At 61.9% G+C, this 21,016-nt stretch carries 21 protein-coding genes and 1 pseudogene; 18 read left to right on the top strand and 4 right to left on the bottom strand.

The window, feature by feature from the left end:
- The first annotated feature begins 303 nt into the window (after positions 1-303).
- On the top strand, positions 304-1,161 hold the full coding sequence (locus CQW49_RS22735) for an alpha/beta hydrolase (protein WP_099832000.1): 858 nt from the start codon (positions 304-306) through the stop codon (positions 1,159-1,161).
- 499 nt (positions 1,162-1,660) lie between these two features.
- Here CQW49_RS22735 and CQW49_RS22730 read toward each other — a convergent pair whose 3' ends face one another.
- Positions 1,661-2,146 (bottom strand): Ros/MucR family transcriptional regulator, encoded by a 486-nt coding sequence (locus CQW49_RS22730; protein WP_099831999.1) that lies wholly within the window; start codon positions 2,144-2,146, stop codon positions 1,661-1,663.
- 352 nt (positions 2,147-2,498) lie between these two features.
- Here CQW49_RS22730 and CQW49_RS22725 point away from each other — a divergent pair, with 352 nt between their 5' ends.
- From CQW49_RS22725 to CQW49_RS22695, 7 genes are all read left to right on the top strand, one after another.
- Entirely contained in the window at positions 2,499-3,476 is a 978-nt protein-coding gene (locus CQW49_RS22725; protein WP_099831998.1) for an ArdC family protein, read from the top strand.
- A 5-nt stretch (positions 3,477-3,481) separates the two neighbouring features.
- Positions 3,482-4,534 carry a phosphoadenosine phosphosulfate reductase domain-containing protein gene (locus tag CQW49_RS22720; protein WP_420845634.1) on the top strand — a complete coding sequence of 351 codons (1,053 nt, stop codon included), beginning with the start codon at positions 3,482-3,484 and terminating at the stop codon, positions 4,532-4,534.
- A 64-nt stretch (positions 4,535-4,598) separates the two neighbouring features.
- A complete protein-coding gene (locus CQW49_RS22715) occupies positions 4,599-5,033 on the top strand; it encodes a hypothetical protein (protein ID WP_099831997.1) in 435 nt (144 codons plus the stop codon).
- A 219-nt stretch (positions 5,034-5,252) separates the two neighbouring features.
- Entirely contained in the window at positions 5,253-5,579 is a 327-nt protein-coding gene (locus tag CQW49_RS22710; protein WP_024882391.1) for a hypothetical protein, read from the top strand.
- Between the two features lie 102 nt (positions 5,580-5,681).
- Entirely contained in the window at positions 5,682-10,739 is a 5,058-nt protein-coding gene (locus tag CQW49_RS22705) for an Eco57I restriction-modification methylase domain-containing protein (protein WP_099831996.1), read from the top strand.
- Between the two features lie 56 nt (positions 10,740-10,795).
- Positions 10,796-11,680, top strand: a complete 885-nt coding sequence (locus CQW49_RS22700; RefSeq protein WP_099831995.1) for an adenine nucleotide alpha hydrolase family protein — start codon at positions 10,796-10,798, stop codon at positions 11,678-11,680.
- Positions 11,635-12,186, top strand: coding sequence for a hypothetical protein (locus CQW49_RS22695; RefSeq protein ID WP_157926119.1), 552 nt, complete (start codon positions 11,635-11,637; stop codon positions 12,184-12,186). Before CQW49_RS22700 ends, CQW49_RS22695 begins: the two co-directional genes overlap by 46 nt.
- A gap of 40 nt (positions 12,187-12,226) precedes the next feature.
- Here CQW49_RS22695 and CQW49_RS24865 read toward each other — a convergent pair whose 3' ends face one another.
- Positions 12,227-12,544, bottom strand: a complete 318-nt coding sequence (locus CQW49_RS24865) for a hypothetical protein (RefSeq protein ID WP_157926118.1) — start codon at positions 12,542-12,544, stop codon at positions 12,227-12,229.
- A 269-nt stretch (positions 12,545-12,813) separates the two neighbouring features.
- Between CQW49_RS24865 and CQW49_RS22690 the strand changes: the two genes are divergently transcribed.
- The 7 genes from CQW49_RS22690 to CQW49_RS22655 all read left to right on the top strand — a co-directional run bounded on the left by CQW49_RS22690 (position 12,814) and on the right by CQW49_RS22655 (position 17,419).
- Positions 12,814-13,209 (top strand): hypothetical protein, encoded by a 396-nt coding sequence (locus tag CQW49_RS22690; RefSeq protein ID WP_157926117.1) that lies wholly within the window; start codon positions 12,814-12,816, stop codon positions 13,207-13,209.
- 287 nt (positions 13,210-13,496) lie between these two features.
- A complete protein-coding gene (locus CQW49_RS22685; protein ID WP_244593440.1) occupies positions 13,497-15,329 on the top strand; it encodes a ParB N-terminal domain-containing protein in 1,833 nt (610 codons plus the stop codon).
- A gap of 332 nt (positions 15,330-15,661) precedes the next feature.
- On the top strand, positions 15,662-15,940 hold the full coding sequence (locus CQW49_RS22675; protein WP_099831991.1) for a hypothetical protein: 279 nt from the start codon (positions 15,662-15,664) through the stop codon (positions 15,938-15,940).
- A 98-nt stretch (positions 15,941-16,038) separates the two neighbouring features.
- Complete coding sequence (locus CQW49_RS22670) at positions 16,039-16,215, top strand: hypothetical protein (RefSeq protein WP_157926116.1); 177 nt, start codon at positions 16,039-16,041, stop codon at positions 16,213-16,215.
- Positions 16,216-16,239: 24 nt separating this feature from the next.
- A complete protein-coding gene (locus CQW49_RS22665; protein ID WP_099831989.1) occupies positions 16,240-16,533 on the top strand; it encodes a hypothetical protein in 294 nt (97 codons plus the stop codon).
- Between the two features lie 102 nt (positions 16,534-16,635).
- Complete coding sequence (locus CQW49_RS22660) at positions 16,636-16,968, top strand: hypothetical protein (RefSeq protein ID WP_157926115.1); 333 nt, start codon at positions 16,636-16,638, stop codon at positions 16,966-16,968.
- A gap of 43 nt (positions 16,969-17,011) precedes the next feature.
- Positions 17,012-17,419, top strand: a complete 408-nt coding sequence (locus CQW49_RS22655) for a hypothetical protein (protein WP_099831987.1) — start codon at positions 17,012-17,014, stop codon at positions 17,417-17,419.
- 122 nt (positions 17,420-17,541) lie between these two features.
- Here CQW49_RS22655 and CQW49_RS24860 read toward each other — a convergent pair whose 3' ends face one another.
- Entirely contained in the window at positions 17,542-17,889 is a 348-nt protein-coding gene (locus CQW49_RS24860) for a hypothetical protein (protein WP_157926114.1), read from the bottom strand.
- 445 nt (positions 17,890-18,334) lie between these two features.
- Positions 18,335-19,018, bottom strand: coding sequence for a BPSL0067 family protein (locus tag CQW49_RS24855; protein ID WP_157926113.1), 684 nt, complete (start codon positions 19,016-19,018; stop codon positions 18,335-18,337).
- A 589-nt stretch (positions 19,019-19,607) separates the two neighbouring features.
- On the opposite strand from CQW49_RS24855, the gene CQW49_RS22640 reads away from it, so the two are divergent.
- The 3 genes and pseudogenes from CQW49_RS22640 to CQW49_RS22630 all read left to right on the top strand — a co-directional run.
- Positions 19,608-20,234, top strand: a complete 627-nt coding sequence (locus CQW49_RS22640; protein WP_099831986.1) for a DUF5671 domain-containing protein — start codon at positions 19,608-19,610, stop codon at positions 20,232-20,234.
- Positions 20,231-20,644 carry a hypothetical protein gene (locus tag CQW49_RS24850; protein WP_157926112.1) on the top strand — a complete coding sequence of 138 codons (414 nt, stop codon included), beginning with the start codon at positions 20,231-20,233 and terminating at the stop codon, positions 20,642-20,644. Before CQW49_RS22640 ends, CQW49_RS24850 begins: the two co-directional genes overlap by 4 nt.
- 148 nt (positions 20,645-20,792) lie before the next feature.
- A pseudogene (locus tag CQW49_RS22630) lies at positions 20,793-20,980 on the top strand (transposase); the annotation flags it as partial.
- Positions 20,981-21,016: the final 36 nt, after the last annotated feature.

The raw sequence follows: 21,016 nt of genomic DNA, 5'->3' as shown, positions 1-21,016 counted from the left end.
CGGCCGGTCCGAGAAAGTGCGGCGGAGTTCGTCAATCGGAGTTCGATGCACTTCTCATAGAGCTGGACGAGCTACATGATCTCGTGACCTGGCTAGAGTTACATCGAAGTGAATTCGTCGAGTGGCGCGCGGGACGAAAGCGCCGCGACGATGAATAGACGGCGGCGTCCTGTAGGAGCGCCGCGACAAGGGTCGCTGAGCTTTTCCTATTTTCACTTTCCTGTATCAAAGACACATTGGCGCTGAGATACCGGTTGGATTCTCGGCGCCCGTTCATGCATTCGATAAAAGGGCAACAGACAGATGAGATTTTTGCGCCCACTCCTTTACGCCGCTCTTGGCGCGCTCGCGCTTTTTCCGATCGCGCTCGTCGGTCTCGTGCATGCGCTGACGGCCCCCGCGCCGGCGACCGTAAAGGCGCCGGACGATCTGCCGGTGACGCGCTTCACGCTCACCCTGAGCGGCGGCGTGAATGTCCAGGGCTGGTTCATGCCGGGCGCGCCCGAAAGCGGCGGCGTGTTGCTCTTGCATGGCGTGCGCGCCAACCGGCTCGCGATGATCGCCCGAATGCGCTTTTTGAACGAGGCTGGCTATTCCGTCGCCGCGATCGACTTTCGCGCGCATGGCGAGAGCAACGGCGACAAAATCACTTTCGGTCAAGACGAGAGCGCCGACGCAGCCGCGGCGCTCTCCTACATGCGAGAAAAGCTGCCGGGTCGAAAGATCGCCGTGATCGGGCAGTCGCTCGGCGGCGCAGCGGCGCTCCTGGGACAGGGGCCGATCACGGCCGACGCCTTCGTGCTCGAATCCGTCTATCCCGACATCGACCGCGCCATCGACGACCGTTTGACGGCGCCTTTCGGTCCGCTCGGCCATCTCGTGACGCCGGCGCTGCTCGTCGTCGGGCGGACAATGACGGGGCTCGACCCGGCGTTTCTGCGTCCGATCGATCGGATCGACAAGATCCGCGCGCCGGTGTTCGTCATTTCGGGCGTTTGCGACCCCAATACCCATATCAACGAAGCGCGGGAACTTTTCGCCCGCGCTCCAGAGCCGAAGGCCTTCTGGGCCGTGGAAGGGGTTGGCCACGAGGACATTTATTTCCGCACCAACGCCGAATACCGCGAGAGGATCCTGAGCTTTTTCGGCGAGCATCTCTGAATTGCGTTTGTCGGAGCTGCGGCGAGACCGATCTTATCGTCGATGAGGGCGTCAGAGACGCCGCGGGGAGGATCATTGTTTTTTGCGCGGCTCGTCGGGCGAGGCTCTAGGTTCCATAATCGAGATTATCCGAATCGCAGGTTCACAATTCTAATCAATTGGTTGTGCGTCATTCGGCGATCGGTCGCGGGGCATTAGGTCGGCGACCTCTCCCCTACCCTATTACTGTAATTGCAACAGGGTTGTGGAAGTCGAAGTGCAGCAAGAAATGTTCCATATTCTATACCTTTTAGAAAATTGAAGGCGGGCATGGGGAGCTCCAAAATCAAGACGGTCGCAAAGGTCTATCAGTTGACGAGCGGTCACCAGCAACATCCCGACGAACGCGATGCCCACCATGAAAATGGCAACGCCTCACCAGTCATAGCGCTGGCTGTTGCGCCGTGCGCCACTCGATCCACGTCGAATGGCGCACATTGCGGACGAGGCCCGTCGTCGCTTACACTTTTTTCTTGGTCGCCCGTCCACGCTTGGCGGGCCCGCTGGCGGCCGTCTTCGGGTCCGACGCTGCGTTTTTGCGATGCTGGCCGAGCCCGAGAGACTTGGCCATTTCCGATCGCTGCGCCGCGTAATTGGGCGCCACCATCGGATAGTCCGCCGGAAGGTTCCACTTCGCCCGATACTCCTCCGGACTCATGCCGAGAGCCCTCAAATGGCGTCGCAGCGATCTGAAGCTCTTTCCGTCTTCGAGACATATGATGAAATCGGGCGTGATCGACTTGCGGACCGAAACTGCCGGCTCCCGTTTCGCCACCGGCGGCGTCGTATCGATTGGCGTTTTGCCGAGATTTTCCAGCGCTCCGCGCACAGCGTGGATCAGCGTAGGCAGGTCTCCGATCGGCAGGGAATTATTGGCGACGAAGGCCGTGACGACCTCGGCTGCGAGCGTGGTCGAACGAGAAGGTTCTGCCTCGGAGGCCGTCATTCGAATTTTCCTCGAAGTTCATGACGATCAAGATTCCGCAACTATTGGCCGCTCTTTCGACATGGCGCAAGCGCTTTCGGCGACTTTTTCTCAGGACAGATCGAATGGACTGTTCCTCCGACGCCGAGTGTTTTCGGCCGCGCGCCGGTCGGCGCATGCAGAAAATGCCGAAAGCTGAAGCGAAAAAGAGAATGAACAGCGGAAAGCGCCGTTCCCGCATGCGCGTTCGCCGCCGCAAGGGTAAAGGCGCGCGCGCCCGGTCTCGCCGCGAGCGGCGAGCCCGCCCTTGCCCCGGCGGCCGTGATGCGGGGCGTGGGATTTCGTTCCGAGACCTGAAACGGAGACGAATCCCATGAACGGCAAATTGAAGAGCAATGGACGCGCGCCCGCGCGTCGCGATCACTACCGAGACGTGACCGATCGCATCGTCGCTGCGCTTGAACAGGGCGTCGCCCCCTGGCGCAGACCCTGGAACCCCGACACGGCCGCCGGGCCGCTCTCGCCGATCAACGCAACGACCGGACGCCGGTATCACGGGATCAACGTCCTCTTGCTCGGCATGTCGCAATTCTCCTTCGCGAATGGCGATCCTCGCTTTTGCAGCTACAAGCAGGCGAAGGACAGGGGCTGGCAGGTGCGCGCCGGCGAGAAGGGAACCACAATATACTTCTACAAGCAGCTTCAGGTCGAAGATCGCGACGCGCCTTCGGATGGAGAAGAGCACACGCGCAACATCCCGCTGCTTCGCTCTTTCACTGTTTTCAACGGCTCGCAGATAGACGGTATTCCGGCGTTTACGCCGCCCACGATCGAAGAGGCGCCATGGCGTCGATTCGACGCGCCGGACATCATCATGCGGAACAGCCGCGCCATTGTCCATATTGGCGGGGATCAGGCCTTCTACCGCCCGTCTACCGATAGCATTCATTTGCCGCCGAAAAACGCGTTCCGTTCGCCTGAAGCGCTCGCCTCGGTCGAGATTCATGAACTTTGCCACTGGACAGCGGCGCCGAGCCGTCTGAACCGCGATCTGACGGGAGTATTCGGCTCCGCGAAATACGCGTTCGAAGAGTTAGTGGCCGATTTAGCAAGTTGTTTCGTCAACACAGAACTCGGTCTGCCGACTGAAATCGAGAACCACGCGAGTTATGTAGCATTTTGGCTAGAGCGCCTCAAGAGCGACAAGCGCGAAATCTTTCGCGCAGCCGCCGCCGCGCAGAAGGCAGCGGATTTCTGCCTCGCCTTTCATCCAGACTTCGCTGAAAGCCACAGCGACTCGGATGAACAGGACGCTGCCGATAGCGACGCGCCCCTCGTCGAGGCCGCGTGATCGCCATGACACGCGCCATATCGACGAACCTCGCAGGCGACGAGAATCTGCACGCTCGCTCTCGCCCCGAATCCTCCATCGCTCCTGATCTCAGGAGCTACGACTACATATTGATTGCCTCATCTGGAGGCAAAGATTCAGTTGGAACACTCCTTCATCTCATCGATGAAGGCGTCGATCCCACTCGGATCGAGCTGCATCATCACGACGTCGACGGTCGCGGGCCGCCCACGTTCGATTGGCCGATCACGGCAGGCTATTGCCGAGCGCTCGCCGAGTCCTTCGGCGTTCCGCTCTACTTCTCATGGCGCGACGGCGGACTGCGCCGTGAGATGTTGCGTGATAGCGAGCCCACCGCGTCGGTGATGTTCGAGACGCCGGAAGGAGGCGTCACGACGGTCGGCGGTCACGGCGTTCCCGGCACGCGTCTGCGGTTTCCGCAGGTGACGGGAGATTTGCGGCTTCGTTGGTGTAGCCCCGTCGCGAAAATCGACGTGATGCGAAGCATGATCTGCAATTCGCCGCGCTTCCTCGGCAAGCGCACGCTCGTCGTCACCGGCGAACGCGCCGAGGAGAGCCCAGCGAGGGCTCTCTATCTGACGTTCGAGGCGCATCGCACCGACACACGCGGCGGTCCGCGCCGGCGTCGCCATGTCGACCATTGGCGTCCGATCCACGGCTTGGAGGAACGACAAGTCTGGGATCTGCTCCGGCATCACGGCGTTATTCCGCACGTCGCCTATCAGCTCGGCTTCGGCCGCGTCTCCTGCATGCACTGCATCTTCGCGTCGCCCGATCAGTTGGCGACGATCAGATGGATGGCGCCGGAACGCTTCGAGACGATTGCCGAATACGAACGCCGCTTCGGCTGCACCGTCAAACGCGACGCTTCGATCCATGCCGTCGCCGATCGCGGCAGACCCTATCCGGCCGCGCTCGCTCGGTCAGACCTGGTCCAGCTCGCCATGTCCGAGCATTGGTCGCCACCGATACGCACATCCACCGAATCCTGGCGTCTGCCCGCCGGCGCCTTCGGCGACGCCGCCGGTCCCGGCTGACACCCGCAGTTCTCGGCTTCCCTTTTTCACAATCCGTTTCTCGCCTCCCAGAGGAGACATCGCCATGTCCCGCTCCTACACGCATTTTTCCTGCGTTCTTCCACTCGGTCGCGCCGAGTTTCTGCCATCGGCTCTCACTCTCTATGAGCGATATGCCGAGGAGCTCGACGCCAGATATGAGCGCATCTGCTTCACCGTGAAGGCCTGCGACCTCGATCGAGGAAGTCTTCGTATCGTCTCCGGCGAAGATGGCGATCCCGAGCAAGTGATCGCGTTCGTTCAGCGCTGTGCGAGGACGTTCGGACTGACGGGCTTATGGGGCTTCCAATGGAGTCAGGGCTGCGCGTTCCCCTCGTTCGACGCATTCGGTGGCGCAGCCTGTCTGCTCGATCTCGGCGCGCAGCGCGTCGTCGACAGGATCGATTGTCGGCGCTGGCTCTCGGAACGTATTGCGCGTGACAAGACGCCGGCGGCGCGACTCGTTCGGCCCCATTCGTGACGCCGCGCAATTCGTAGGTCCGAAAAGAAGGAAATAGAAAAAGAGGAACGAGAAAAGGAAGGCGTTACCGCGAACGAATGGCCGCCGCAAAGGGTGGGTCGCTCCGGCCGCTTCGCTGGGCCGGATCGATCCCGGCGCACGAGGCGCCGCCTTTGCCCCAGCCATTCGTCCTCGGTTCGGGATCGGGGTCTTCGAGAAGAAGATCGAGAGGAGACTCCGATGCAACAGTTCAGCACGACTGGATCCGAAATTCGCGACGCCGCCACTGCGGCGGCGTTCAGTCTCGACGCGTTCGATCACGAGGCCGCACGCCGCGACGGCTGGGTGATATCCGATTGCGGCAATTATCGCGACGACGCGCCGCACATCGAGCTGCAGAAGTTCGACAACCCGGAGCAAGGTCCGCCGAAATTTCACGACGACAGAGAGGCCTGGGCGCATGTCGTCGCGCGGGCGCGAGCAGGCTCCGCGCTGCATATCCGCGCCCTGGACCTCGTCGATCGACGCGAGCGCTTTGCCATCGAAGCCGCCTTCGGACCCTGGTGAGTCCGTCCCGAAGCTTCCCCTTCGCACATTCGTCCTTCTGCCCACGCCCGGCCGCCCATCGCGCGCCGGGCTTTTTCGTGCTCGCCGAAAGGTTTTCTCGCCATGGCAAAAGACAGCAATCAGTTGACGCTTTCTCTGTTCGATTCCACCAGCCTCTCCGGGGGATTGACGCTCGACGGCGGAAGTTTTCGCCCCTCGACCGATATCCCCGTAGAGAACGAAGCGCCGGCCGTCGCGGAGGCGCCTGCCATTCCCGCGCAGGACTTCGTGCTTCGCGGCGACCGCCAGCTCGCCCACGGCTGGAAGGCCCGCGCCGCCGACAACCTCGCCGCCATCCGGCTGGCGCTCGACATCGAGGCTGAAAAGCGGAATGCGACTTCGGAGGAGCAGGACGTCCTGAGCCGCTTCGTCGGCTTCGGCGCGCGCGACCTCGCCGACATGATGTTCCGCCGCGCCGGCGAGACCTTCGCTGAAGGCTGGGAGGATTTGGGCGAGGAGCTGGAGCGGCTCGTCCCGCGCGAAGAGCTGGCGAGCCTCGCCCGCGCCACGCAATATGCCCATTACACGCCGGAGTTCATCATCCGCGCCATCTGGCGCGCCGTCCAGCGCATGGGCTTTTGCGGCGGCTCGATCCTGGAGCCGGGATGCGGGACAGGGCTCTTCTTCTCCCTCATGCCGGAAGCGCTCGCCGGCAAATCGAGCCTCACCGGCGTCGAGATGGACGCCACCACCGCGCGCATCGCGGCTCAGCTGTTTCCGAACGCCTGGATCCGGCGCGAGGATTTTACGAAGGCGCGCCTCTCCGAGAGCTTCGACCTTGTCATCGGCAATCCGCCGTTCAGTGACCGCCGCGCGCGTCTCGACGGGGCAGAGCGCCTCGACCTTTCGCTGCATGATTATTTCATCGCGCGGTCGGTCGAGCGCCTGAAGCCGGGCGGCCTCGCCGCCTTCGTCACCAGCCGCTGGACCATGGACAAGGTCGACGACAAGGCGCGCGCCCACATCGCCGCCATGGCTGATCTCGTCGGCGCGATCCGGCTTCCCGAGGGAGCCATGAACGCAACTGCGGGAACCGACGTCGTCGTCGACATCCTGTTCCTGCAGAAGCGCGCCGCTGACCAGGAGCCCGGCGGCGCGCTCTGGGACGGCCTCGCCGAAGCGGTCCCCGCCGAGGATGGCGAGGAGGCTCTCTCGATCAATCGGTATTTCATCGATCATCCAGAGATGGTCATGGGGCTCCACGCGCGGACCAGCAGCGCCTATGGCCCGACCTACACCTGCCTGCGAAAGGATCGCGCCGCGCTCGACGAGCAAATCGACGCCGCCGTTTCGCGTCTGCCGCGCGGAATCCATCAGCCGAGCGCGCGATCGGCCGCATCCGCGCCGAACCGCCCTGCCCTTCGCATCGGGACCGCCGCGGAAGGCGCGACGATCAAGGAGGGAAGCTTCGTCATCGTCGACGACGCGCTGATGCAGATTATCGATGGCGCGCCGCGCAAGATCGAGGTGCGCGGCGGCAAGGGAGGCGAAGGCATTCCCGCAAAGCACGCCCGCATCATTCGCACCCTCATCCCGATCCGGGACGCCATCCGCGAGGTCCTGCGCGCCCAGGAAGCCAACGAGCCCTGGGGGCCGGCCCAGACGCGCCTGCGCATCGCCTACAACAGCTTCCTGCGCAATTTCGGAGCGATCAATCTCACCACCATCAGCGAGACCACCGATCCGAAGACCGGCGAGGCGCGCGAGACGCAGCGCCGCCCCAATCTCCAGCCCTTCCTCGACGACCCCGACGTCTGGCTCGTCGCCTCGATCGAAGATTACGACGTCGAGACCGGCGTGGCGAAGAAGGGGCCGATCTTTTCCGAGCGCGTGCTGCATCCGCCGGCGACGCCGACGATCGAGAGCGCGGCGGACGCCCTCGCCGTAACCCTGCACGAGCTCGGCCTTGTCGACATCGACCGGATCGCCGACCTCCTCGGCCGATTGCGCGACGAAGCGCTCGCCGAGCTGGGCGACCGCGTCTTCCTCGATCCTCAGACGACGATCGAGGGCTTCGAAAGCTGGCAGACCGCCGACGCCTATCTGTCCGGCTCGGTGCGCACCAAGCTCACCGCCGCGATCGCCGCGGCCGAACGCGACCCGCGCTATCGGCGCAATGTCGAGGCGCTCGGCCCTGTCCAGCCCGAGGATCTGAAGCCGTCGGATATTTCGGCGCGGCTCGGCGCGCCATGGATCCCGATCGACGTCGTCATGGGGTTCGTCGCCGATGTCATCGGCGTGAAGGCCTCGATCCGCCACACCGTCGAGATCGCCTCCTGGACCGTCGAGCTCTCCGCCTTCTCCGGCCGCGCCGAGGCGACCTCCGAATGGGGCACGGCGCGCCGCAACGCCGGCCTGCTGCTCGCCGACGCGCTCAATTCGTCGATCCCGCAAATCTATGACGTCTGGAAGGAGGACGGCAGAGAACGGCGCGAGCTGAACGCCGCCGAGACCGAAGCGGCCAAGGAGAAGCTCGCCAAGATCAAGACGGCGTTCGAGCGCTGGGTCTGGACCAATGTCGAGCGGGCCGAGCGGCTCACCCGCATCTACAACGACCAGTTCAACAATCTGGTCCCGCGCCACTTCGACGGAGGCCATCTGCAGCTTCCCGGCGCGAGCAGCGTCATCAAATTCTACGACCACCAGAAGCGCGCGATCTGGCGCATCGTCAGCGCCGGCAAAACCTACATCGCCCATTCGGTCGGAGCCGGAAAGACCTTCACCATCGCCGCGGCCATCATGGAGCAGAAGCGGCTCGGCCTCGTCGCCAAGGCGATGCTGGTGGTTCCCGGTCATTGCCTGGCGCAGGCGAGCCGCGAATTCCTCCTGCTCTATCCGAACGCCCGCATTCTGGTCGCCGACGAGACGAATTTCTCCAAGGACAAGCGCCAGCGCTTCCTCGCCCGCGCCGCCACGGCGCAGTGGGACTGCATCATCATCACCCACAGCGCCTTCAAATTCGTGCCGGCTCCTGCCGCCTTCGAGCAGGCGCTCATTCAGAACCACCTCGCCAGCTATTCCGAATTGCTCGAGAAGATCGACGGCGACGACCGCATCTCGCGCAAGCGCATCGAGCGCATGAAGGAGGGGCTGGAAGCCAAGCTCGAGACCTTGCAGAGCCGTAAGGACGACCTCCTGACCATCGGCGAGATGGGCGTCGATCAACTCATCGTCGACGAGGCGCAGGAGTTCCGCAAACTCTCCTTCGCCACCAATATGACGAGCCTGAAGGGCGTCGATCCGGACGGGTCGCAGCGCGCCTGGGATCTCTTCGTCAAATCCCGCTTCATCGACGGAAAGAACCCCGGCCGGGCTCTGCTCCTCGCCTCCGGCACGCCGATCACCAACACGCTCGGCGAAATGTTCACCCTCCAGCGATTCATGCAGCCGGAGACGCTCGAAGAACGCGGCATTCACGAGTTTGACGCCTGGGCGGCGACCTTCGGCGAGACGCGAACCGAGCTGGAGCTTCAGCCGTCCGGCCTCTACAAGCCGGTCACGCGCTTTTCGGAATTCGTCAATGTCGCCGATCTCATGGCCATGTATCGCTCGGTCGCCGACGTCGTGCTCAAATCGGACCTGCGCCATTATCTGCGCCTGCCGAGCGTCAAGGGCGGCAAGCGCCAGATCGTCACGGCCGAGCCGACTGACGCCTTCAAGGCTTATCAGAAAATCCTCGCCCAGCGCATCGCCGTCATCGAGCAGCGCAAGGGCAAGCCCGAGAAGGGCGACGACATTCTCCTCTCCGTCATCACCGACGGCCGCCACGCCGCCATCGATCTGCGCTTCGTCCTCCCCGGCGCCGCAAATGAGGACGGCAACAAGCTCAACTCCCTGATCGACAATGTCTATTCGATCTGGCGCGAGACCTCCGATCGCCGCTACACGCGGGCTGACGGCGTTCCCTACCTTCTGCCCGGGGCGGCGCAGATGATCTTCTCCGATCTCGGCACGCTCAACGTCGAGGCGACCCGCGGCTTCTCGGCCTATCGCTGGATGAAGTCGCGGCTCGTCGCGCTCGGCGTTCCCGCCGAGCAGATCGCCTTCATGCAGGACTACAAGAAGTCGAGCGCCAAGCAGCGCCTGTTCCAGGACATCAACGCCGGCAAGACCCGCATCGTGATCGGATCGTCCGACACGATGGGCACGGGCGTCAACGCCCAGCGCCGCCTCATCGCCCTCCATCACCTCGACGTTCCCTGGCTCCCTTCCCACATCGAGCAGCGCGAAGGCCGTATCGAGCGGCAGGGCAACGAGAATGACGAAATCGGGCTCTACGCCTACGCCACCAAGGGCAGCGTCGACGCGACCGGCTGGCAATTGCTGGAGCGGAAAGCTCGGTTCATCGAGATGGCCATGTCCGGCGACCGCAGCATCCGTCGGCTGGAAGACGCCGGATCGCAGGTCAATCAATTCGCCATGGCGAAGGCCATTGCATCGGGCGACCCGAGGCTCATGCAGAAGGCCGGGCTCGAAGCCGAGATCGCTCGACTGGAACGTCTGCGCGACGCGCATTTCGACGATCAATACGCCGTCCGCCGCACGATCTCCTCGACCGAGGCCTCGCTCCGTCACGCCGAAAAGCGGATCGGCGAGATCGAGCAGGACATCGCCCGGCGAATCCCGACCCGCGGCGACGCCTTCCGAATGGAGGTGAACGGCGAGCGATTCGTCGAACGCAAGGACGCCGGCGCCGCCCTGCTCAAAAACATCCGGGCCAGGGAGTTCGAAGGCAAGGGCGGCGACTGGCGCGTGGCCAACATCGGCGGCTTCGATTTGTCCGTAACGGCGAAATCCGTCGAGCGCCAGAAGCTCGCCGAGGTCGAGCTGACGATGCAACGCGCCGGCCGGCATTTCGATATCGAATATTCGCACGATCTGACGCCGCTCGGCGTCATCTCCCGCCTCGAATATTGCCTCTCGCGCTTCGAAGTGGATCTGGCCGAGCAGAAGCGCGCCATGAGTGACGCCGCCGAACGCCTCCCGGCCTATCGCCGGCGCCTCGATGAAGCTTTCGCCTATGAGGACGAGCTCGACGCGAAACGCGACGAGCTGGCGGCGCTCGACGCGTCGCTCGCCGCGAATGACGACGGAAACGCCGAAGCCAGCTCCGCGGCCTGACACGTCGATCGGCGCCCGCCTCCATCAAATCATGAAATCCCCGAAAGGACACCCCCGTGACGATCCTCGCTCACGCATCTTCCCACGCGTTTCGCGACTCCTTCGGCTCCGATCCAATCATCGTCGCCTATGGGGCCGGCGTCGACAGCACCGCTATGCTGATCGGTCTGCGCGATCGCAACATATCGCCGAACCTCATTCTGTTCGCCGACACCGGATCGGAAAAGCCCGAAACCATCGCCTATCTCGGCGTCATCGGCGCGTGGCTCGCCGCCAATGCGTTTCCGCCGATCACCATCGTCCGTCGGCGAAGCCCACGCGCGGGCGATACCTCATTGCACGAGGAATGCTTGCGCAAAAGCATTCTGCCGTCGCTCGCATACGGCGGCCATTCGTGCTCGTTGAAGTGGAAGGTGGACCCCCAATGGGCGTTTACTCGCGACCAGTTCGGCTGGGATCGGCGCCAGCGCCGATGGAGGCACGGGGCGTTCGTCACGAAGCTCATCGGATATGACGCCGGACCGGCCGACGCCAGGCGCATCGTAAAGGCGTCTGGAAAATGGCCGCCTGGTCATCGCTATCGGTATCCACTCGCCGAATGGGGCTGGACGCGCGAAATCTGCGAACGGGTCATTGCCGACGAAGGCCTGCCGACGCCGCTGAAATCGGCCTGCTTCATGTGTCCGGCTTCCAAGAAGCACGAGGTCGACTGGATCGCAGTGACCCATCCCGAGCTGGCGACGATCTCAATTGAGATGGAGCGGCGCGCACACCGTCGCGGCCTCACGACCACTCGCGGGCTCGGACGGCGATGGTCCTGGTCGGAGCATCTCGGCGCCGGCGATCCGAAGGAGCCCGCATCGCCGCTCGCCCCATTCCAACCAGGAGACCTTCGATGCTCCCGACCGCAATCATTCGATCTCTCCGAACACCACAACTGACGGCCGCCGACTTCACGCCGACCAACTTCCACACGGCCGACGACAAGGCCTGGTTCGCGAACGCCTTGTTGAAATTCCTCGCGGACGATTGCCCGAGGAGCGGCTTCACCGACCGATTATATGTGCGCCTCTCCAATAGTTTTGGGAACATTGCTCACCACGATAGGCGAGGCTTCTTCGAGCACTACTTTCTGGCCTTCGAAACGAAGGCAGAATTCATCGAACAAACGCTGAAATGGCCCTGTTATGGCTCCGCGGAATTTACATTTTGCGACGTGGAGATCGTCGTCCAATCGCGGATCACGACGGCGAGCCTTCTCGCGATCGTAAAGGCGCAGCGCGACAGTGACATCGCCCGTCGAGAGCGCGAGCAGCTCGCGCGTCTGAAAGCCAAATACGAGCCGATCCCCCGACCGGATGCACTCTCCGGTCTGGCGTCGCCGGCGACAGCGCCCGAGCCGCCGACGATGCTGCGCCAAGGATCGCTATTTGATTTCTCCGAATGAACGGCGGGCCTCCTCGCGCCGATCGTCGAGGATAGGCGGTCTAATCCGACAAGGCGTCTACGTCATCCTCTGGCGTCGACGACAACGTCGCCTGATCCACCAACGCTCTCAACACTGCGAAGGCGATCCTCTGTTTGCGCCTCGGCACGTCGCGAAGCATGCCGATGAATATACGTTCCCGCACGTTCAATTCGTTCACCGTCGTCGGCGCCGCACGAGGAGCGCGATCAAACGGAGGAACAGGCGAGACCGAACAGCCGTTCGCGTCGAGCAATCCGAGACGCTTCAGTCGCGCCCTTATCCCTCCGACCTTTCGCTTGTGCTCACAAGCGAGATCATCGACATCGAGGCCGTTCACGAATGCATCATAAAGCCTGCGGTCCTCGTCGCTTCCCCAAGGCTTCCCATGCCTCTCGGTTCTCGGATGAGAAGTCCCATGTTCGTTCACAATAAAGTCCTCGAAATATTTACCGAAGAACGAAAGCTATCACGAGCGATCCGGGACGCAAGGGTCGAGACATGCGCGCCTGCTCGTCCCGAGCGAGCGCGCCCTTGCGTCCCGATCCCTCTCGCGAAGCTCCTATTTTCGATTTCGAAAGGAAATCAAAATCGAAAAGGAGACAGAACATGCACACTTCCTCGAAACACCCAGACGAATCGAATGCCATCATTGCGATGGCGCCTTCGAAGCGCGAAACGGAGCGCCTGATCGAGACATTCGACATCGAACCACTCGATCTCGACCAAATCGAAGACCAAGCGAAGCACTTTGTCGAATTCTTCGCTATGACCTTCGCCGAGACGATGCCCGAACAAGACTTCCATCAATTTCTCGAAGACATCGCGAGTTCCATTTCGCGAGCCGCCGCGACGGCGGCCGAACGCAGCCATCGCGAAATGACGGCGTTCCCGACCGACGATCCCACGGTCTCGTTTCAACGGGCCGTCGCCGCCGTCCTCGCTGGAGGTCTTCGAGTCGCAGCTGAAGCCGCCTCCGCCCGATCACAAGTCTGGCTGCGCTGAATTTCTCGCGCCCGCTGGACCCGAAGTTCAGCGCAGATGGCGTCGGCGCCTTACTCACCGCTACCGACGCTTCTGGCGCTCGCTCATCCCCGTTCGCGCCGAGCGCAGGAATAAGAAACAGGAAATCGAGAAGGCGATTTGCCCCATGCGCGGCCATCGCCGCAAGAGTTCGTCGCTCTGCTCCCGCGCGTGCCCCGCGCTCTTGCCCCGCCGTCCGCGATCGGGGCGTTCGATCCTCGTTTTCGAAAAGAAGACCGGCAATCAGAATTGAACAGGAGATCATCACCATGGCACAGCCTCACATCGATGCTGGCTCTAAAGAGCCCAATTCCAACAAGCGCGGCCGCGTCGCTCCCAGCGAGCCTGCCGATCGCCAAATCGTCGCCGAAGTCGAGGCGGACGGCGGCGACAATCTCGGCACGGCGGCGGAGCACGCCCGCGTCCGTATGGAATTGCGTCACGTCGATCCACGCTCTCTCAAGCCCAATCCCAACAATCCCCGTCGCACCGCTCCCAGCGAACATGCCGACCGGCAAATGATCGCCAATATCAAGGCCACCGGCATTACGCAGCCGCCCGTGGTGCGTCCCGACGGCGACGATCTCGTCATCGTCGCCGGTCATGGCCGCGTGCGCGCCGCCATCGGCGCTGGCTTCACCGAAATCCTGGTCCTCGTCCGCGGCCCCGACGACGGCGCCGACAATCTCCGCGCGCTCTCCGAGAACGTCGTACGCATGCAGATGGCGCCGGTCGACCAGTGGCGCACGATCGAAGCGCTCATTTCCGATCACTGGACGGAAGAGGCGATCGGCGGCGCACTCGCCCTACCCGTGCGGACGATCAAGAAATTGCGCCTGCTCGCCCATATTCATCCGGACATGCTCGACCAGATCGCCAAGGGCGATATGCCGCAGGAAAGTCATCTGCGTACCATCGCCGCCGCTGGCGCCGACGAGCAGGCGTCCGTCTGGAAGAAGCACAAGCCCAAGAAGGGCCAAGAGACGGTCATTTGGCACGAAGTCGCTCGCGCGCTCACCAAGCGGCGTCTCTACGCCAAGATCGCGAAGTTCGGTCCCGACGAAGAGCAGGCTTTCGGCATCGTGTGGGAGGATGATTTGTTCGAGCAGGGCGATCAGGACAACCGCTACACCACCCAGGTCGAAGCGTTCTTCGCCGCGCAGGCCGCATGGATCGAAGCCAATCTGCCGAAAAATGGGGTCATTTTGCAAATTGATGAATACGGCCAGGGCAAGCTGCCGCCGAAGGCCGAGCGGAATTGGGGGCAGCCGAGAAAGAGCGACACGATCGGCCGTTACGTCGACACTCGCGACGGATCGGTGAAGGAAATCGTCTTTCGTGTGCCCAAGGCGGATCCGAAGACCGCAAAGAAGGGAAAGACTGGGGCGGGCGCCGGCGAGTCCGAGACGATTTCCGAACCGACCCGCACCCGCCCCGAGATCACGCAAAAAGGTCTCGCGATCATCGGCGATTTCCGCACCGACGCCCTGGCCAAAGCGCTGGCGGAAAACGAGATCGACGACTTCACGCTTCTCGGTCTGCTCGTCGTCGCCTTCGGCGCCGACAATGTCGATGTGAAAGCCAGCGGCTACTCCTCGGGCCTGCGTCGAGGCCTCGCGCACCGGCTCGCCAATGAGGGACGGATCACCCAGGACGCTGCCCTCGTTCGGAAGGCCGCGCGCGACATGCTGGCCCATGTTCTCAATTGCCGCCCCGGCTATCATTCGAGCGGCGTCGCCGCCCGCCTCGTCGGGGACGCGATCGGCGCGGACGCGCATCTTCCCAATATGGCCACGGACGATTTTCTCTCGTCGCTGTCGAAGGCCGCGCTCGAAAAGGCCGCCGCGGCGCACTCCGTGCTGCCCCGTCCGCGCGCCAAGGAGACGCGCGCCGCCTTCATCGAGCACGTCTCCGGCGCAACATTCGTGCTTCCGGCCGCGCGCTTCGCCCTTTCCGAAGAGGAGATCGCGAGCGAGTTCGCCCGGACGACCGAACGCTCCGAGGACGACGAGGGGAATGTCGACGGCCCCGCTCCGGAGATCGGCGCCTCCGACGAGGACTCCGATCCCGAAGAGGATCACCAAGCGGAGGAATTGGACTGAGCATAGTCACGGCGCGGCCGGCTTCACGCCGGCCGTGTCCTCTGGCGCGTAGGGCGCTCTTCCGCGCTCCAGCCTATGCCTGGTCGCCACGGCGGAACGCGCCGAAGTGGCGACGATGACGGAGGTTCGACCATGTACGCCTTTCAATTCCAGGATGGGAGTTGGCGCATCGACTTCTTGACCAACAGCCGATCGCCTCGGCCTCGTCCAAGAACGGAGGCCTACGATCTCTATGAAGCTTCCTACCTCAGTCGCCACGACGCGAATGCGGCGATGGAGAAAATTCGCACGCTCGTCTCCGACGACTCTCGACGCAAACATGAGGAACCCCGATGAAATCGAAATTCATCACCGAACACGATCTCGCCACGCTCGCCAATATCTGCCGCGTCGCGACCGAGCGCTTCAAGGATCATGAAGCCGAATTTCGCACGCTGGCGGCGGCTCCCCCGTCACCCGCGTCTAAATCGCTGCTCCCGACGGGAGACGCAGCATTGCGGCTCGCCGACCAGTTCGCGCTTCAGGCCAGCGAAGCGTATGCCTTCGTGAGTTTGTTCGAGGGCGGCGAACCGTTCACAATGCGGCATGCCGGCGCCGATGCCGAAGCCTGACCGCAATCGGAGGAGCCCCGACAATGGATGCGATACTGCAAATGGCGTCGCGATGGCGCGCGCCACTTCTGAAACGCGTTCCCAAGACCGAGAGACCAATGAAGGCGCAAGATTGCATTCGCGTCTATAACGAGTCGCCGCGCATCGTCGCCGTGCAATTTCGTTTCACCGACAGCTTCGGACACGCGAGTCTCACCTTCGACGAGACACGAAACCTCGTTCGCATTCTCACAGATGCAACCGAGATCACGGCGCAAAGCCCCGCGCGCTCATAGCCTTTCAACCTATGGAGAGCCCGAATGCCGACCTACCGCATCCTTCTCGTCGAAGAGCAGGTGGAAAGCGACTGCGCAGAATTCAAAGTCGCCGCCTCCACGCCTCGAGACGGCGCAAAAATCCTCGTCGGCGCCCATGCTCGCGCGCGGGAGAAATCGTCCAACTGGGTCTCCCTGCCCGACGGGCAGAGCGCCCGCATCGAACCCGACAATCTCGTTCGAACGCGCGTCTATTGCGTGTTGCTGGACGATGAGGGCAACGAAGTCGAGGAGATCGATCTCGATATACCAGCCTCTCCCGCGCATCCGCCTTCCTAGGCGACACTAGAGCAGAATCGCCCATGATGTGGCGTTGTCACGCCCGTCGTCAAATGCCCCGACGCCCTCTTCTGGGCCGCCGGATTGCGTCCGCGAGCCGACGTGGTGGTCGGTCTCGTTCTCGCAGCCGCGATGTGGACGTCGCGCCCTCGTCCCTTCCGCAGGCCGACCCCAGGAGGACTGAAGATGGCCAGAACGCACGTCGACGTCACCGCGGAGATCTTCGGCAGCGCGACCAGCATCGCGCATCTGGCGCAATTCGCATTCGACCGCGAAGACAGCCGAGAGATGACCGTCGAATACGCCATGAGGTTGATTCAGAGAGATTGGCCCTTCGAAATCGATCATTCCAAAACAGAAATCGAATGCGGCGTCGGTATTCGAGTCGCTTTCAAAGACGGCTCCGTTCTTCATGTCGGCGCTTGGGCGGACTGACATGGAGCCTTCCCACCGGATGCCCTAACTAGGGAGTTGCGACATGATGCGGCAATATTATGCCCAACGCCGTCAGGGCGGCGACAATCCGAAAGGCGTCGGCGTCATCGCGGTCGGCTCCATCTACTACCTGCAGAACGACGGCTATTGGCGTGATCGATTTCGCGGGACGCCTATACGCCGCAATCCTTGGATCGTTCTCGCGTTTTTGAATGGCGTCGTCGCCGCTTCCCGTCGCAGCGCCGCCGCAGGCAAATGGGAAGACGTCTATGTGAGTAGACGCTCCGATCTCGCCCTCGTGCGTTCCCTTCGAGATGGGCGCATCCGCAAGATCGCCGTCCGCACATTGATCCTCCACGACGATCTCGGCATGTGCAAAGAAGCGACGGCATATCCGACTCTTCCGCGGCTCTCCGGTCGCAAATTGCCGCTTCCACTTGTCGCGGCGTAAACGAGGCGGTGGTCGAGCGCACTCGCTCTCGACGCGCATGTGAAGCAGAGGGCGCCGAAGTGTGTCGGCAATACCTCCCCTCGCAACTTTCGCCGATTTCGAGCGCCAGATTACATCCGAGATCATTCCTCGTTCCGGAAAGGCGGGCGTGGCGCCATCCGCGCTCGTCGCGACAGATTCATGCCGACAACATGGAAATCCGAAATCTCGCTTCGCTCGCTCGCGGTTCTTTCGAACAGGCGCGCCAAGTCTTCGCTGACGCGCGGGACAGGATGAATGAAGGACGCATCGACCATACGCCCTCGGATCGCTGTCGGACCGTCCAGCACCAACACGACAATGCTGGCGACGGCTGCGCCCAGCGCGCCAGCCCCGACTGCTATCGACAGAGCGCCTGCGAGGAAGGCCGCGACTGATTTCGAAATCCAGCTTCCACTGGAATAAATATCTGACGACGATTCCTTATTCATGAAGGCCTCCGAAGCTGCACGCGGCGACACCACTATCGACCGCATCGCAACCCTCAGCTCGCTGTGCGCGGATATAAATGGAGGATCGAATGCCTGAGTCGCACCCGATCCTCATTCACAGTTCGATGTTGGCGCTCGCCGCTATTTGCACACCACGCGCCCAGGAGTGTACACGCATCGATCAATCGGACCTTTGAAGACAAACGTTTCGTGCGTTCCATCCTTATATCGGCACACGAGTTTTAGCGGTTGATGCGCCTTTTTGAGATTGTGCCATCCTTGCTCCTTCAGAGAGCCGTCAGCCGTCAGCGATTCTGTGTCCGGCGTGAGTGTCCCCGGCGGGTCCGCTAATCCCGAAATGATCGTGATCCCCGATAGGTTATTCTTGCAAGGTTCGACGGCGAAGGCCGCCGAAGGAACCATCAGCATCAGTATGGTGAGCGCCTTAGTGCGATACGACATAAAATTTATCTCCCGCTTCATATTGATTGTTCCCAGTCCAATATATCGTCCGGTAATGGGCCGGCTGATTCAACCACTGGTCCATTACCTGTATACCCTGATCGTTCTGACCGAGGTAAATCGCCGTGTGACTCTGGCCCGGCGTGTTCGTGTATGTCCCGTCATCGCCAAAAGTCGCGATCACAGTTCCCGTTGCAATGTCGCTAGCGCCCTCGACACGTTCGCCCGGAACCCAGGTCGACGTCAGGCCGACGTCGGATGTCGCCTGCGCCAGCGCGACGCATTGCCCGCTTCCGACGCTCTGTCCGTTGTATTGACTGTAGTCCGTTGCGATCGTTCCGGCGCCAATGCCGCCATCGCCATTATACCCATGGCCTCCACCATTTCCTCCGCCTCCGTTCCCGCCACCGGTATCCGTTCCGCCGGTCGGATAGCTGAAATTCGGCGCGCCTTTCTCGCGATACGTCGGAATCACGGTGGCCGGCAGTCCGCGTTCGACGACAGGGGTCGGATCGGCTATCCCCGGGGTCGGCGCCCACAACGCCCACCCCGCGCCCACGGCGAGAGCCACCGCAATCAATCGACATGAGACGACGAGTCGCCCTCGTCTTCCACCTTGCCCTCCTCCGCCGCCGTCATGACGGGACATATCCATATTGCGCAACATGAGACCTCCATTTTCAGAAGGCGCCCAACATTGCGCTCCTCGGTGCGTATGTGAATCTCCTGTCAATCACAGAATTCGCAGTCGCTGATTTCGTCGCGGTCGCCGACGCGACACGCGCCGATCGTTCATGTCGATGGGCGACCGGTCCACCACGCACGTCACCGTCGCGTCGAACTACTCCTACAAGGACGAGAGCGGAGAGTGGCGGGACGACCCGCATTGGAACGAGGTCGTCGTAGTGACCCTCAATCTGCAACTCTTCCTTCTTTTTCCGTAGGATGCAGACGGTTACATAATCAACCTATATACTCCCTTTCGATCGCGGCCTTTGTCGCAGTCGTCTGAGGTCCGGGCAAAGATTGGCGATATGACAGAAGCGCGCCGTGCGACATCCGGAACAAAGTAAGGTCGAACGACAGGATATAGGCAATAGCTGACATTCCAACGACGGGCTCGGCGAGCAACATACGGCGATATCTTTCGCTAAACGAAATCAGTCGTGCTCTCAATGAGCAGAACTCGACGTTGGATGTCTTGCGTAATAGCGGTCTCTGGCGCTAGATATTTCGCAGAAATTAGGGGATGGCAGATGAATGCTGATTTGAAGGAATTTGTTCGTCGCGCCTTGGACAGGAAGGCCGGACGCGACGAGATTGAGCAAACATTGCGCGCAGCCGGATGGACACGACCGCACATCGCCACAGCCATGAACGCCTTTGCAGATGTAGATTTTGTCACCCCCGTGCCAAAACCCAAGCCATTCCTCTCGGCGCGCGAGGTTTTTATTTATCTCGTCATGTTTATTGCGCTTTATAAAACCGTCTACGACATAGGGTCGGTGGGCTTCGACTATGTGACACATTTTTTCCCAGATCCTGCGGTCGACCGGAGTTTCATTTTTTCCGACGGTCTGCGTTGGAGCATCTCCTCGCTCATCGTGGTGTCCCCCGTGTTTTTCTACACGTTCCACCTCGTCAACAAATCGATCGCCGCCGATCCTGTCCGGCGCGACTCACGAACGCGAAAAGCGCTCACCTATCTCACGCTGCTCATTGCGACCATCACTCTGATTTGCGACGTGAGCTATCTCATTTACAGCGGACTCGGCGGCGAAATGTCCATTCGTATCGCGCTCAAGACTTTGATCGTCGCCATTCTCGCTGGCGGCAATTTTTTCTATTTTCTGTCCGAGATGCGGCAGGGAGAGCGCGTATGAAAGCCCGACCCTCCCTCTTTGCCGGCTTTATCGCGGTCTGCGTGGTTCTGGCGATCACTGGCGGATTGTCGATCATGGATTCTCCAGAAATTGCACGTTTCAAAAAGCTAGACGAAAAAAGACTGCGTGATTTACAGGGCCTTTCCAGCGCCATTAACGCTTTTCGTGGCAAGACCCATAGACTCCCAGAAACGCTTGAGCAATTGGTGCAGGATCAGAACTGGGTGACGCTCAAACTGCACGACGATGCGCAGCACCCCTATGAATATCTGCTCAAGGACGATGCCTCGTACGAATTATGCGCGCATTTCGATACGGCCTCGGAAGGCGGCGGATTCAACTATGGCGGCGTGGGAAGCGGCAAACATCCGGCCGGCCGATATTGTTTCAGCTTCAGCACGGGGCGTTGATCGAGACATCGGCGCCCCGGGCGGCGAACCTATGCCCAGCGATCCCGCCGCCATCTATCGAACGACGGCCTGAGAGGCCGTTTCGAAAGTGGTAGAACAGCCGATGTCGATATGATTCCGGGAGTTTGCGGACATCTCGGAGACAAGAATCTGGACCCCGCCTACTCGAGCGCAGCATACGCGCGTGGCGAAACGATACCAGACGGATTTGAACGACGTGGAGTGGCGGTTGATCGTGGCATTCCTGCCGCTGCCCGGCTCGACGGCCGGCGGCGTGAATGGCCGATGCGCGAGATCGTGAATGCCATCTTCTACGTTCTGCGCGGTGGGATCGCGTGTGCAAATCGTCAATCGACATTGTGCGTTGTCCTA

The organism is Methylosinus trichosporium OB3b (assembly GCF_002752655.1).
Lineage (GTDB): Bacteria > Pseudomonadota > Alphaproteobacteria > Rhizobiales > Beijerinckiaceae > Methylosinus > Methylosinus trichosporium.
Note: the sequence above shows the minus strand (reverse complement) of the source record. Positions and strands in the feature narration are given on the sequence as shown.